At 62.9% G+C, this 14366-nt stretch carries 12 protein-coding genes; 4 read left to right on the top strand and 8 right to left on the bottom strand.

What is annotated here, in order from left to right; all coding sequences use genetic code 11:
- Positions 1-143 precede the first annotated feature (143 nt).
- Both J1N02_RS00715 and J1N02_RS00710 read left to right on the top strand, forming a co-directional pair.
- A complete protein-coding gene (locus J1N02_RS00715; RefSeq protein WP_421147057.1) occupies positions 144-1553 on the top strand; it encodes an OprD family outer membrane porin in 1410 nt (469 codons plus the stop codon).
- 69 nt (positions 1554-1622) lie between these two features.
- The gene (locus tag J1N02_RS00710; protein WP_421147056.1) at positions 1623-4259 is read left to right on the top strand and encodes an MGH1-like glycoside hydrolase domain-containing protein; all 2637 of its coding nucleotides are present in this window, start codon (positions 1623-1625) and stop codon (positions 4257-4259) included.
- Between the two features lie 67 nt (positions 4260-4326).
- On the opposite strand, the gene J1N02_RS00705 is transcribed toward J1N02_RS00710, so the two are convergent.
- Both J1N02_RS00705 and J1N02_RS00700 read right to left on the bottom strand, forming a co-directional pair.
- The gene (locus tag J1N02_RS00705) at positions 4327-4641 is read right to left on the bottom strand and encodes an SCP2 sterol-binding domain-containing protein (RefSeq protein WP_027608648.1); all 315 of its coding nucleotides are present in this window, start codon (positions 4639-4641) and stop codon (positions 4327-4329) included.
- Between the two features lie 56 nt (positions 4642-4697).
- Positions 4698-5408 carry a histidine phosphatase family protein gene (locus J1N02_RS00700; protein ID WP_092356735.1) on the bottom strand — a complete coding sequence of 237 codons (711 nt, stop codon included), beginning with the start codon at positions 5406-5408 and terminating at the stop codon, positions 4698-4700.
- 195 nt (positions 5409-5603) lie between these two features.
- Between J1N02_RS00700 and sohB the strand changes: the two genes are divergently transcribed.
- Positions 5604-6629, top strand: coding sequence for a protease SohB (sohB, locus tag J1N02_RS00695; protein ID WP_027608646.1), 1026 nt, complete (start codon positions 5604-5606; stop codon positions 6627-6629).
- 483 nt (positions 6630-7112) lie between these two features.
- On the opposite strand, the gene J1N02_RS00690 is transcribed toward sohB, so the two are convergent.
- Positions 7113-8621 carry an MFS transporter gene (locus J1N02_RS00690; protein ID WP_098479283.1) on the bottom strand — a complete coding sequence of 503 codons (1509 nt, stop codon included), beginning with the start codon at positions 8619-8621 and terminating at the stop codon, positions 7113-7115.
- Positions 8622-8771: 150 nt separating this feature from the next.
- Here J1N02_RS00690 and J1N02_RS00685 point away from each other — a divergent pair, with 150 nt between their 5' ends.
- Entirely contained in the window at positions 8772-9668 is an 897-nt protein-coding gene (locus tag J1N02_RS00685) for a LysR substrate-binding domain-containing protein (protein ID WP_027608644.1), read from the top strand.
- On the opposite strand, the gene dhaL is transcribed toward J1N02_RS00685, so the two are convergent.
- From dhaL to J1N02_RS00660, 5 genes are all read right to left on the bottom strand, one after another.
- A complete protein-coding gene (gene dhaL, locus J1N02_RS00680; RefSeq protein WP_065927173.1) occupies positions 9625-10272 on the bottom strand; it encodes a dihydroxyacetone kinase subunit DhaL in 648 nt (215 codons plus the stop codon). The two genes, J1N02_RS00685 and dhaL, sit on opposite strands and share 44 nt — an antisense overlap.
- 3 nt (positions 10273-10275) lie before the next feature.
- Positions 10276-11277: a dihydroxyacetone kinase subunit DhaK gene (locus J1N02_RS00675; protein WP_098479287.1), complete on the bottom strand. Its 1002-nt coding sequence runs from the start codon at positions 11275-11277 to the stop codon at positions 10276-10278.
- Positions 11278-11365: 88 nt separating this feature from the next.
- Entirely contained in the window at positions 11366-12481 is a 1116-nt protein-coding gene (locus J1N02_RS00670; protein ID WP_027608641.1) for an MDR/zinc-dependent alcohol dehydrogenase-like family protein, read from the bottom strand.
- A 27-nt stretch (positions 12482-12508) separates the two neighbouring features.
- Positions 12509-13264, bottom strand: a complete 756-nt coding sequence (locus tag J1N02_RS00665; RefSeq protein ID WP_027608640.1) for an SDR family oxidoreductase — start codon at positions 13262-13264, stop codon at positions 12509-12511.
- An 89-nt stretch (positions 13265-13353) separates the two neighbouring features.
- On the bottom strand, positions 13354-14361 hold the full coding sequence (locus J1N02_RS00660) for a substrate-binding domain-containing protein (RefSeq protein WP_421147055.1): 1008 nt from the start codon (positions 14359-14361) through the stop codon (positions 13354-13356).
- Positions 14362-14366 lie beyond the last annotated feature (5 nt).

Genomic DNA, 14366 nt, shown 5'->3' with positions numbered 1-14366 from the left:
GGAAATTTCATTTTCCAGGCCCTTTTCTAAAGAAAGCTTCACGAGGTCCGCCCTGGCCGGCATGAAAGAATCGTCACGTTTGCAGAGCCGACAGTGGGTTTGCACGCCAAACACGATAAAAAAACATTCAGGGGCCGCAGTTAATGAAAATTTCTACACTGGCGCTGTCGATCACCGCCGCCGTTCTTGCACAACAGGCTTACGCTGATGACTTCGGGCTCGGCGCGCTGGGCACAGGCAATGGCCACAGCGGCTTTCTCGAAGACAGCCATGCGTCCGTCAGTTCGCGGACCATGTACTACAGCGCAGATAACCGCTCGGGCACCAACAACGACTTGCGCGAAGCAGCCACCGCGTTGCGTTTCGACTATAAATCCGGCTTCACCCAAGGCACCGTTGGCCTGGGTTTCGACGTGATGGCCTTCGGCGCCCTGCGCCTGGACGGCGGCGATGGTCACACTGCGGGCCCGGGCCTGGCGGGTAATGGCAACAGCTTCTTCCCAACCAAAAACAACGGCACCGAGCCGGCCGACTCCTTCGGTCGCGCGGCCGGCAACGTGAAGTTCCGCATTTCCCAGACCGAGTTGCATGTCGGTGGTGGCCTGGCGCCGGTGTTGCCGATCCTGGTCTCCAACGACAGCCGCGTGGCGCCGCAAACCTTTGACGGCGGCATCCTCACCTCCAACGATATTCCCAACGTCACCTTCACCGGCGGCGAGCTGAACCGCGCCGAAGGCCGTGCCTCCAGCAACGCCACGGGCTTGAGCGTGGCCGGCGGTACGCGCGACAGCGACAGCTTCAAATTCGGTGGGGTGGACTACAAGCCGTTTGGTTCGTCCGACAACGCCATCGCAAAAAACCTGACGTTGCAGTACTACTACGCCCAGTTGCAGGACTTCTACAAACAGAACTACGTCGGCTTGGTCCACGTGCTGCCCCTGGGCAACGACCAGTCGTTCAAGACCGACCTGCGTTACTTCGACAGCAGCAGCGACGGCAAGAATGGCGAGAGTGGCTACCAGTTCAACAACAACGGCGGCTACGCCAAGCACGCCAACGAAGTGGACAACAAAACCTACAGTGCCGCGTTCACCTACCAACTGGGTGGCAGCAGCTTGATGCTCGGCCACATTGGCGTGGGTGACGATGGCGGCTTCGTCTGGGTCAACCAGGGCAGCCTTGCCGATCCCCACGCCCAAGGTGCCGGCGGCAGCGACTTCTACCTGTTCACCGATGCGGTGGTGGGCCAGTTCTCCCGGGCGGGCGAGCAGGTCAACTTCGGGCAGTACGCGTATGACTTCAAGGCCTACGTACCGGGCCTGAAAGCGTCCGTGGCCTACCTGGACGGTACGGATATCAAGTCGAAGGTTGCCGGTGGTCCTGACCAGAAAGAAAACGAAACCGACTTCCGCCTGGACTACGTGGTGCAGGCCGGGCCTCTGAAAGGCTTCGGTACCACCTTGCGTACCGGCACCTATCACGGCAAAAACACCGGTACCGCCGACCAGGACCAGACCCGCCTGATCTTCAACTACACCTACGCCATCTTCTAAGTCTTCATGTGCACCCGGGCGTCATTGGGCTCTACACTGCTCCTCACCTGGTAGGCGATGGAGGACCCGATGACGGCCACACCCGACACCCGAATACTGGACACGATCGAAGGCCAACGCCTGGCGACGCAGGATGCCGAGCGTTGGCGCGAGTGGGGCCCCTACCTGAGCGAACGCCAATGGGGCACGGTGCGCGAAGACTACAGCGCCGACGGCGATGCCTGGGCTTACTTCCCCCATGAACATGCGCGCAGCCGCGCCTACCGCTGGGGCGAGGATGGCCTGGCCGGTTTCAGCGACAAGGCGCAACACTGGTGCCTGGGCCTGGCCCTGTGGAACGAGCGCGACGCGATCCTCAAGGAGCGCCTGTTCGGCCTGAATAACGCCGAGGGCAACCACGGTGAAGACGTCAAGGAGTTGTACTTTTTCGTCGACGGTGTGCCCAGCCATGCCTATATGCGCATGCTCTACAAATACCCCCATGCGGCCTTTCCCTACGCCGACCTGATTGCCGAGAACGCCCGGCGTGGGCTGGGCGATGCCGAGTACGAGATCCTCGATACCGGTGTGTTCGAAGACAACCGCTACTGCGACGTCAGCGTCGAATACGCCAAGCACCAGCCTGACGATATTTTCATGCGCGTCACCGTGCACAACCGTTCGCAGCAGCCGACGCGCCTGCAGGTGCTGCCGCAGCTGTGGGCGCGCAATGACTGGAGCTGGACCTCGGATGCGCCCAAGCCGCAGTTGAGGCTGGACGGCGAACACGTGCTGGCCCGTCATCATGCACTGCCCGATCTGCGCCTCAGCGCCTGGGGGCAGGAGAGTGTGGAATGGCTGTTCTGTGAAAACGAGAGCAACTTCCCGCGACTGGGCGGGCAACCGGCGCCGGGGCCGTTCAAGGACGGGATCAACGATTATGTGGTTGAAGGGCTGGACGCTGCGATTCGTCGCGACACCGGTACCAAGGTTGCCGCACGCTTTATCCTTGAGCTGGCGGGGCTGCAAAGCCAAAGCCTTTACCTGCGCCTTGCGCCCGTGGACGCGCCGGAGGTCAACGCGCGCAAACTGTTTGAGCAGCGTCGCCAGGAAGCCGATGACTTCTACGCCGCCTTGCAGCAAGGCCTCGTCGATGACGACGCGCGCAACGTGCAGCGCCAGGCCCTGGCTGGCTTGCTGTGGTCCAAGCAGCTCTACTATTTCGATGTGAACCAGTGGCTCGACGGCGACCCCGCCCAGCCCGCGCCACCGCCCGAGCGCCTGCATATCCGCAATACCCATTGGCGGCACCTGTCCAACTTCGACATCCTGTCCATGCCCGACACCTGGGAATACCCGTGGTACGCCTCCTGGGACCAGGGCTTCCAGGCGGTGGCGTTTGCCCTGATCGATCCGGGGTATGCCAAGCAACAGCTGTTGTTGCTGGTGAAGGACCGCTTCATGCACCCCAACGGCCAACTGCCCGCCTATGAATGGCGCTTCGACGACGCCAACCCACCGGTGCATGCCTGGGCCAGCTGGCGCGTGTATCAGCAGGACAAGGCGCTGACCGGTGTGGGCGATCTGGATTTCCTCGAGCGGATCTTCCACAAGCTGCTGCTGAATTTTTCCTGGTGGGTCAACCGCAAGGACGCCGAGGGTCGCAACCTGTTCCAGGGCGGCTTCCTGGGGCTGGACAATATCGCCTTGTTCGACCGCTCGGCCGCGTTGCCGCCGGGTTATCAGCTCGATCAGGCCGACGGCACCGCCTGGGTGGCTGCGTATGCGCTGGACTTGATGCGCATCGGCCTGGAGCTGGCCAAGCGCAATGCGGTGTATGTCGATATCGCGGTGAAGTTTTTCGAGCACTTCCTGTATATCGCCGGCGCCATCAACCGCGTCGACGACAGCGCCGAAGGCCTGTGGGACGAGCAGGACCTGTTCTTCTACGACGTACTGCACCGTCCCGACGGCCAGAACGAGCCGGTGCGCCTGCGCTCCATTGTCGGCCTGATGCCGTTGTTTGCCGTGCTGGTGCTGGAGCAGCGCGAACACGAAGGGCTGGAGGGGTTGCGTGAACGGCTGTTGGGGTTCATGCACCACCGGCCGGACCTGGCCAAACTGGTGTCGCGCTGGAACGAACCGGGGCAGGGCAATCGCCTGTTGCTGGCGCTGTTGCGTGGCGAGCGCACCAAGGATTTGCTGCGGCGCATGCTCGATGACGACGAATTCCTCTCGGCCTTTGGCGTGCGTTCCCTGTCCAAGGCGTTTGCCGAGCAGCCATTGGCGCTGAAGATGAATGGCGACACCCTGTGCGCCCGTTACCAGCCGGGTGAATCCGACTCGCGCCTGTACGGCGGCAATTCCAACTGGCGCGGGCCCTTGTGGATGCCGGTGAACTACATGCTGATCGAATCGCTGCGCGAATTTCACCGCTACTACGCGGACAACTTCTCGGTGGAATACCCCACGGGCAGCGGGTATCTGGCATCCCTGGAGGACGTGGCCGACAGCCTCAGCCAGCGCTTGACCCGCCTGTTTCTGCGGGATGAAAACGGTTCACGACCGTCGATGGCGGGGTATGCGCAGTTGGAGGCGGACCCGGCCAGTCGTGACCTGGTGTTGTTCCATGAATATTTCCATGGCGAGACGGGGCGGGGGTTGGGGGCTTCGCACCAGACCGGATGGAGTGCGTTGGTGGCGTTGCTGCTACAGCCCAGGATCTGAATACCACCGTAGACCAAATGTGGGAGGGGCTTGCCCCCTCCCACAGAGATTCAGGGTTGCCCGTGAATCAGGAAGGGAACAGTTCGCTCAGCTTCATGGCCAGCATCATGTCGCCTTCGGTGCGCAGCTTGCCTCCCATGAAGGCCTGCATGCCGTCGGTCTCGCCGCTGACGATGCCTTTCATGGTGTCGCCGTCCATGACCAGGGTCACTTGGGCGTCAGGGTTTTCGCCTTCCAGCAGTTCGCAGGTGTTGTTCTTGACCACCAGCGAGAAGTTCTGGGTGTCGTCGATACGGAAACCGAACACCAGGTCCAGGCCGTCGGCGGCGGCTGGGTTGAATTTGGCTTTCATTGCTTCTACGGCTTTAGCTACGTCAGTCATGGTTTCGATCCTTTTATGGTGAGTCCAGTGACCTTGGGGTCACGGTTGGCCGCACTTCATCGGAAGGTGATGAGTTGCGGCGCCTTCAACAGTTGCAAGTGGGTGTGACTGTTGAAGGAAGCCAGTGCCACCTCGCGACCGCGGAATTTCAGCTGGTTGAGCGAGGTGTTAACAATTTGCCAGTTCAGTTCGAAGGCCTGGGCGGCAGGCATCCGGGTAATCAGGTGGAGCAGGGCGGTGATGGTGCCGCCGGAGGTGAATACCGCGATCTTCTGCGTGTTGTCCGCCGCTTCCAGAATGCGTTGCAGGCCACCCTGGACGCGCTCCACGAAGCCCAGCCAGCTTTCCAGTCCCGGCGGGTCATAGGTGCCGGCCAGCCAGCGCTCGATGATCAGGGCGAAGATGCGTTGGAACTCGCTGCGGTTTTGCGCGGCGTTGCGCAGGATGTCCAGGGCGTCGGGTTCGCTGCCGAGCAGGTCGGGGAGCAGGGCGCGGATGATCGCGTCGGCATCGAATTCGTTGAAGGCGCTGTCGGTTTCCAATGCAGGTACCGGCAGGCCGAGGGTGCTGTATTGATCGAAGGCGGCAGTGGCCGTGTGTTGCTGGCGACGCAGGTCGCCGGCGATGCAGCGGTCGAACACCAGGCCCATATCCGCCAGGTGGCGGCCGAGCACTTGCGCTTGTTCCACGCCGACGGGCGACAGCACGTCATAGTCGTCTGCACCGAAGGAGGCCTGGCCATGTCGAATCAAATAGATGCTGCCCACGTCCGTTTTCCCGGTACGTTGAAAGTCTGGCGAGGTTATGAGGATGCCAGGGTGCTGTCAATGAAAAAACATACGCTTGTTTTAAAAGCTCGTTGGAGCGCGTTCCTGCTGGCGGTTTGAGCACTGGCCGCCCGGCGATCCCGTCGGTATGCTTGGGCAATCCGCGCCTGGCGCCGTGCATTGTTAAGGAGACACATGGATTTTTTGGCTGAATACGCGAGCTTTCTGGCGAAGACCGTCACCCTGGTGGTCGCTATTCTGGTGGTCTTGATCAGCTTCGCGGCACTGCGCAGCAAAGGGCGTCGCAAAGCCGCCGGCCAACTGCAGGTCAGCAAGCTCAATGACTTCTATAAGGGCCTGCGTGAGCGCCTGGAGTCGAGCCTGCTCGACAAGGAGCAGCTCAAGGCCCTGCGCAAGTCCGAAAGCAAAGCCGAAAAGAAGAACGGCAAGAAGAAACCCGAGGCCAAGCCACGGGTGTTCGTGCTGGATTTCGACGGTGACATCAAGGCCTCGGCCACCGAGAGCCTGCGCCATGAAATCACCGCACTGCTGAGCCTGGCCACGCCCAAGGACGAAGTGGTGCTGCGCCTGGAAAGCGGCGGCGGCATGGTCCACAGTTACGGCCTGGCGTCGTCGCAACTGGCGCGTATCCGCCAGGCGGGCGTGCCGTTGACCGTGTGCATCGACAAGGTCGCGGCCAGCGGCGGCTACATGATGGCGTGCATCGGCGAGAAGATCATCAGCGCACCGTTTGCCATCCTCGGCTCCATTGGCGTGGTGGCGCAGTTACCCAACGTCAACCGCCTGCTGAAAAAGCACGACATCGACTTTGAAGTGCTGACCGCCGGCGAGTACAAGCGCACCCTCACGGTGTTTGGCGAAAACACCGAGAAAGGCCGCGAGAAGTTCCAGGAAGACCTGGACATCACCCATCAGCTGTTCAAGAACTTCGTCTCGCGTTATCGCCCACAGCTGGCGATTGATGACGTAGCGACCGGAGAGGTGTGGCTGGGTGTGGCCGCGCTGGATAAGCAACTGGTCGACGAACTGCAAACCAGCGACGAATACCTGGCCACCAAGGCCAAGACCGCCGAAGTGTTCCACCTGCACTATGCCGAGCGTAAAAGCCTGCAGGAACGGGTGGGCCTGGCGGCCAGCGGCTCGGTAGACCGGGTGCTGCTGACCTGGTGGAGCCGCCTGACCCAGCAACGCTTCTGGTAAGCCCCTTTGGGGTATAGGTAATACCTGTGGGAGGGACGGTGCGACGATTCGACTTGCCCCCGATGGCGGCCTGACAGCCGACCAGGATGTTGGATCAGACCGAGTACATATCCGTTGCTGCGGTAACGGCTGCTGTTGGTTCCGCCCTTACGGCGGCTCACTTTTGAAAAGCGCAAAAGTAAGCAAAACGCTTCGCCCCACCACTCGGCACCTCGCCTAGGCTCGGTGTGCCCGTAATCCGACAGTGATGTGGGGGGCCGCCGCCACGCGCCATCCATGGCGCGGGGCGGCTAAACCGGCATCCCTGCCGGTTTACCCCCCAAATCACTATCGAATTCCGGCCAGCGTGGTTTAACGGGGCGCCTGAGATCAAGATCAAGAGCGGCTCGCTTCGCATCGTGGTTAGCGTTGGCTGCTACAAATTTTTGTAGATACCTATGCTCATCGGGGGCAAGTCGAATCGTCGCACCGTCCCTCCCACATTTAGTTCGGTGTGGGTATCGGCTTGCGCATCAGCCTCCCCACCACCAGTGCTCCGAGCAATCCCAATAACCCTGCCACCCACAACACCCCGCTGAACCCATCCACAAACGCCTGCCGCGCCAGCGGTTGCACCATCGCCCGTGCCGGCTCCGGCAACAAGCCCATTGCCGCCGGCATATCCCCGGCCACCACCCGTGAAGCAATCCCCGCCGCCTGCGCCTGCCATTGCGTGTCGATACGTGCGCGCAACACGTGCTCGCTGTGGCTGCTCAGCAGTGCGCCATACACGCCAATCGCCAACATGATCGCGCTGAACCGCATGGTGGTGCTCATGCCCGAGGCCATCCCCGCACGGTCCCGTGGCACGCAGGCCATGATGTTTTTTTGCGTATCACCATTGAGCAAACCGGCACCGGCACCGGTGACGGCAATCGCCAGGGCGAAGGGCAGGTAGCCGCCGATATTCACCGCCCAGGCACTTAGCAGGTTGCCGCAGCCCACCAGGGTCAACCCGGCCGCCATCATCGTTGCCGGTGCGAAGCGCCCCGCCAGCCGCGCGCCGATCCGGGGGCAGACCAGCATGGTCAGGGCGAACGGCAGCATGCCCAGGCCCGAGGCAATCGCGGAGAAACCCAGGCCGTTCTGCAGATAGAACGGCAGCAGCGTCATCATCACTTGGGCGCAGCCGGCGTAGGCAAACATCCCGAGCAAGGCGCCGATAAAACGCGGGTGGCGAAACAGTTGCAGGTCCACCATGGGCCGCTGCTGCACACGTTCGACCCCTACAAATACACCCAGCAACACCGCACCGCCGATCAGGCGTGCATAGGTCAGCGGGTTATCCCAGCCGATACGGTTGGCCTCGATCAGGCCCCAGATCAGGCACAACAGGCTCGCGCTGAAGGCCAGGCTGCCCCACGGGTCGAGGCGGGCGGATTGGCTATCGCGGGATTCCGGAATCGCGTGCAGCACCAGGCTCATCAGCGCCAGGCCCACGGGCAGGTTGAGGTAGAAAATCCAGCGCCAGCCCAGGTACTCGGTGATCAAGCCGCCCAGGGTCGGCGCGGCCGTCATCGCCACGCCCATGCAGGCGCCCCAGAACGCCCAGGCCTTGGCCCGCTCGACTTCATCGTGGAAGGTGTGGCCAATGGAGGCCAGGGCTGACGTGAGCAATAACGCTGCACCGACGCCCTTGACCGCGCGGGCGATGTCCAGCCACAACGCACTCGGCGCCGCCCCGCAGCCAAGGGAGGCGAGGATAAAAATACTCAGGCCCCAGACCAGGGATTTCTTGCGTCCGAACCGATCGGCCAGGCTCCCGGCCGGCAGCAGCAAGGCGGCAAACGCCAGCATGTAGGCACTGACGACCCATTCGATATCGGCAAAGTTCGCCCCCAGGTCGCGAGCGATGCTCGGCAGGGTCACGGCGACGATATTGGTGTCGAGCACGATCAGCGAGCAGACACCGGACGCGGTGAGCAACGTCAGGCGTGGGCTGACCCGACTCATGGCTTGATTACCTTACGGGCAATAGGGGAAATGCAGTTGGTGGGCATCGCAAGGGCGCTCCAGTGTTGAGGTGCTTCGAGCTTATCCCTCGCCGCTGCTGGTATTGTTAGCCACTGTGGAGCACTTCATTACCTTTGAGCTAATCCTGTTATGGATATCCGCCATTTTCGCTACTTCCTCGCCGTGGCCCGGCAGCGCAACTTCACCCGTGCCGCCGAGCAATTGGGCATTGCGCCACCGACCCTGAGCCGGCAGATCCAGGACATGGAAACCAGCCTGGGCACGCGCTTGTTTATCCGCCGGCAACGCGAAGTCAGCCTCACCGAAGCCGGCGCCGCCTTGCTGGTCGAGGCCGAAGCCACCGTGCGCCAGTTTGAATTCGCCCAGCACCATGCCCAGCGTGCCGGGCGTGGCGAGATCGGCCATATCGAATTGGGTTACGTGGCTTCGGCGCTGTACGCCGGGCTGTTGCAGCGGCAGATGCGTGCGTTCGGCCAGGCATTTCCCGACGTCAGCGTGACGGTGCGCGAATGCGCCATGGCCACGCTGCCGAGTGCGGTGGCGGACGGGCGCTATGACATCGGCTACATCCGCTCGCCGATGACCTTGCCCGAGGGAGTAGAGGCGGTGCGTCTGGACGGCGAAGGTTTTGTCCTGGCGCTGCCCCAGGATTCCTGGCTGCTGGGGCTCGCGGCCATTGGCTGCGAACACCTGCAAAACGAGACATTTATCCTGCCGGAGCAAATCAGCGGCACCCTGCATGTCGCCGCGCAAGGCGGTTATGCCCCGCGCCTGGGGCCACAGCCGGGCGGGCTGGTCGCGGTGGTGGCGCTGGTGTCGATGGGGCAGGGCGTGGCGGTGGTGCCCGCATCAATGGTCGGGCATGTGCAGTTGCCGGGCGTGGTGTACCGCAGCATTCAGGGCTGCGACGCATCCTCGTGGCTGTCGCTGATTCACCGGCGCTTCGAGAAAGCGCCGGCGGTGGCGCGGTATATCCAGCAGGTCAAGCACTCAGGCGCGGCTGCACCGAATCCGCCAGGCGCGTAAGGATCAGGCAGCACGACACCGCCCCTGCATCCAGCACGCCCAGTGAGCGCTCGCCCAGGCGACTGGCGCGGCCGATCTTCGCCACCAGGTCCTTGGTGGAGTCGCGCCCCTGGGAGGCAGCGGTTTTCATCGCCTCCAGTGCATCACTGAAAGACGCCCCCGAGGCGTGCGCGCGCTCGAAGGCTTCCACCGCCGGGATCAATGTGTCCATCAGGCACTTGTCGCCCACGCCCGCTTCGGTGATGTCCTGCAACGAGGTCAGGCCGCCGCGCAACAGGTGGGCGAAGGTGGCTGCGTCGATGTCGTCACGGCCGCGCACTTCGTCGGCCATGCCGATAAACAGGCTGCCATACAACGGCCCCATGGAGCCGCCGATGCCTTCCATCAGGCTCAGGGTCAGCTCATCCAGGGCTTCGGCGAGGGTCAGTTGGCGACCTTCGATCGTGCGCCCGCAATGGGCGAAGCCCTTGGCCATGTTGATGCCATGGTCGCCGTCGCCAATCGCGCCGTCGACTTCGCTGAGGTATTCACGGTTGGCCACGATCACGCTGACCAGGTCGGTGACGATGGCGCTGCCGTGGTGGCTGGAAAAATGCTGGCTCATGGTTCAGTCCGCCTGGGTCATGCCGATGGAGCGGCAGGGTTGGTCGATCAGGGTTTTCAGCTCCGCGTCGAGGCCGAGCAGGGTCAGGGTCACGCCCATCATTTCCAGGGAGGTGAAGTAGTTGCCGACGTAGCAGCGGTGAATCTTCAGGCCCTTGGCGTTGAGTTGGCGTTCCACCTCGGCGTAGAAAATATACAGCTCCATCACCGGCGTGGCGCCAAGACCGGAGACCAGCACCACTACGCTGTCATCCTGGCTGAAGTCGCGGTCGGCGAGGATCGGCGCGAGCATGCGCTCGGCCATGGCGGCGGCGGACTCAATGGGGATGACCTCAATGCCCGGTTCGCCGTGATGGCCGATGCCCAGTTCCATCTGGCCGTCGGGGATCTGGAAGTTGGGCTTGCCCACGGCGGCAATGGTGCAGGGCGTGAGGCCGATGCCAATCGAGCGGCAGTGGTCGACGGTTTTCTGCGCGACGCGAATCACGCCGTCGAGGTCGTAGTGCTGGGCGGCAGCGGCACCGCCGATCTTCCACATGAAGATTTCCCCGGCCACGCCGCGACGTTTGGCGATCTCGGCCTTGGGCGCGGAGGCCACGTCGTCGTTGGCGACCACGGTGCGGATGCGCATGTCTTTGCTGGCGGCCATTTTCATCGCCAGCTTCACGTTCATATTGTCACCGGCATAGTTGCCGTACAGGCAGGCCACGCCGGCGCCATGGTCGGCGGCGCGGAAGGCGTCGAAAAAGCTCTTGGCGGTGGGCGAGGAGAAAATCTCACCGACGGCCACCGCGTCGACCAGGCCGGGGCCGACATAGCCGAGAAAGGCCGGCTCATGGCCGGAGCCGCCCCCCGTGACAATGCCGACACGCCCTGGCCCGGAAGGCCTGGCCTTGACGATCACCCGTGGGTTGCTTTCGTACTGGCGCAGTTCGGGGTGCGCGACCAGGATGCCGCGCAGCATGTCCTCGACCACGTGGTCCGGATCGTTGATGACTCGATTCATAACGCGGGTTCCTGTTTTTATGGGTTCACCGCTATCCAACCGTGGGGGGGAGGGCTTGCCGCCTCCCACATTTGGACCTGTCGGGTGCTTAGGGCTCTAGTACAACCTTGAGCGACTTGTCGCCACGTTCCATCACCGCAAACGCTTCCTTGAAATCCGCCAGGGCGAACTTGTGGGTGACTACATCGCGCATATCGATCTTGCGGTTGCCGATAAAGTCGATGGCCCGCGGGTACATGTACGGCCCCAGGTGCGAACCGAGGATGTCCAGCTCCTTGCGGTCGCCGATGATCGACCAGTCCACCGTGGCCTCGTCGTTGAACACGCTGAACTCCACGAAGCGCCCCAGCTTGCGCAGCATCGCCAGGCCCTGGTTCACCGCCTTGTGGTGCCCGGTGGCCTCGATATAGATGTCGCAGCCATAGCCGTCGGTGATCGCGCGGATGTTGGCCAGTACGTCCACTTCGGCCGGGTTCCACACTTCGTCGGCGCCCATGCGCAGGGCGAGGGCGGCGCGTTCGGGTTTCATGTCGAGCACGATGAGTTTTTTCGGGTTGCGCAGGCGCACGGCGCCGATGATGCCCAGGCCCAGGGTGCCGGCGCCGGCCACCACCACGACGTCGTCATGGTCGACGTTGGCGCGTTCCGCCGCATGCAGTGAGCAGGCCAGGGGTTCGATCAGGATCGCTTCGTCGGGGGCGATGGATTCCGGCACTTTGTGAATGATGCCTTCCTTGGTGAAGATCATGTACTGGGCCATGGCACCCTGCACATTGTTCTGGAAACCATAGAGGTCGTGTTTCTGGCACATCCAGTACTGGCCGTGGTTGCAGAAGCGACAGCCCCAGCACGGCACGATCTGCTCCGAGATCACCCGGTCACCGACCTTCACGCCGCGCTTTTCCGCGCCTGGGCCCAGGGCCACCACGCGACACACGAACTCATGGCCGGGGATCATTGGCGGCTTGACGTAGCGTGGTTGCTCGGCATCGCCCCAGAACGACGGCGCGCCGCGATAGGTCTTGATGTCGCCCATGCATATGCCGCACAACTCGACCTTGGTGAGGATCTCATCGGGGCCGGGCGTGGGCACGTCGACGGTTTCCAGGCGATAGTCTTCCGGGCCATGGCAGACCACGGCCTGCATGGTTTTCGGGATGACCGGCGAGAGTTGTTCGGGTGTGCGTTCGGTGACAGTGGACATGACAAAACCTCACGACAGATAAATGAATTACTGAATGCTGTAGCCGCCGTCGATCACCAGGTTGGCGCCGGTGATCATCTGCGCGGCATCGCTGAGCAGGTACAACGCCAGCCCGGCGATTTCCTCCGGCTGGGCAAAGCGGCCCGCCGGGATCTGCAATTTGGCCCGTTCGCCGACTTCACCGGCCCAGGCCTTCTTGCCCAGCGCGGTCTCGACGATGGTGGGGGAGATGGCGTTGACGTTGATGTGCGGCGCCCATTCCATGGCCAGCACCTTGGTCATGCCGACGATGGCCGCCTTGCTGGCGCAGTAGGCGACGTGGCGGTCGAGGCCGATCACCGCGGCCTGGGACGCGAGGTTGACGATGCGCCCGCTGCCCTGGGCGAGCATGTGCCGCGCGCAGGCCTGGGCCACGAAAAAGCTGGCCTTGAGGTTGATGTCGAGGGTGGTGTCCCAGGCGCTTTCGCTGACATCGACGGCCTTGTCCAGCAGGGCCACGCCGGCGCTGTTGATCAGGTAGTCCAGGCGTTGGAAGTGTGCGAAGACCTGGTCGATGGTGTGTTGCACCTGGTTGATCCGGCTGAGGTCGACGGCAATGCCCAGATGCCCGGCACCCAGGCTTGCTGCCACTTCAACCACCGCCGGGTCGCGGTCGAGCAACGCTACGCGGGCGCCACGCTCCACCAGCAGGCTGGCGCAGGCCAGGCCGATACCGGCGGCGCCGCCGGTGATCACCGCGCAACGGCCGTTGAGGTCGAAGGCTTGGTTCCAGAATCCAGACATTTACATGACTCCATTTTCGAAAACAGTGAAGATCTCATGTGGGAGGGGGCTTGCCCCCTCCCACACTTGCCTGTATTTCAAGCCAATAACTACTTACCGCCACTGACTTGTTTGTACAGTGCATCGGCGTTGGCGTTAGTCACGGGCACCCACGGCAGGATGTAGGTCTTGGCCGTGCCATCGCCCCATTTCACGTCCTTGGCATAGCGCTCCCAGATCACCGACTGCGGTTTGTAGTCCTTGCCGGCGAGTGCGCGCAACGCTACGTCCAGTGCGCCCTGGGACTGGGCCTGGGCGTCCTGGAGGAAGGTGGTGACTTCGTCTTTCTTCGCCGCCTGGATCGCGTCCGGCATGCCGTCGATGGACGTGACGGGCACATCCTTGGAGGTCAGGCCGTGGGATTTGAGGGCCTGCACGGCACCGAGGGCCATGTCGTCGTTCTGCGCGATCACGCCGTTGATGCCTTTGGGGTGGGCGTTCAGCCAGTCTTCGGTCAGCGCCAGGGCCTGGGCGCGGTCCCAGTTGGCGGTCTTCTTCTCGATGATCTTGATGCCAGGGTGCTTGCCTAGCACTTCCAGCTCGCCTTTCTCGCGGTCGATCTGCGCCGACTGGCCAATCGGGCCCTGGATGATCACCACGTTGCCCTTGCCGTTGAGCTTGTCGACCATGGCCTGGGCCTGCAGGCGGCCACCTTCCACATCATCGTTACCGACGTAGGGCACCGAGGCGTCGGCGACCTTGGTGTTGGAGGCGATAACCACCACGTCGTTGCTCATGGCTTGCTTGACCGTGCCGACGCCGGCCTTGGTGTCGATCGGCACGAACAGGATTGCGTCGTAGCGCTGGGTCACCATGTTTTCGATCTGGTTGTTCTGGGTCAGGGCGTCGTAGTTGCCGTCGAACACGGTCAACTGCACGGTGCCGTCCTTGACCGCCGGGTGCTCCTTGAGCTCGCGGACCCAGTTCTGCATGAACTGGCCCTTGAGGCCGTAGACGGCCGCGCCGACCTTGTAGGTCTTGCCATCGGCGGCCGTTGCGATACTGCCGGCGAGCAGGGAGAGAGCCGCCGCGGCGGCCAGGGTGGTACCAAGTTTCATGGGGG

This window comes from Pseudomonas sp. NFX5, assembly GCF_049132125.1.
GTDB classification, from domain to species: Bacteria; Pseudomonadota; Gammaproteobacteria; order Pseudomonadales; family Pseudomonadaceae; genus Aquipseudomonas; species Aquipseudomonas marginalis.
The sequence above is the reverse complement of the archived record's forward strand: the minus strand, read 5'-3'. Positions and strand labels throughout refer to the sequence as shown.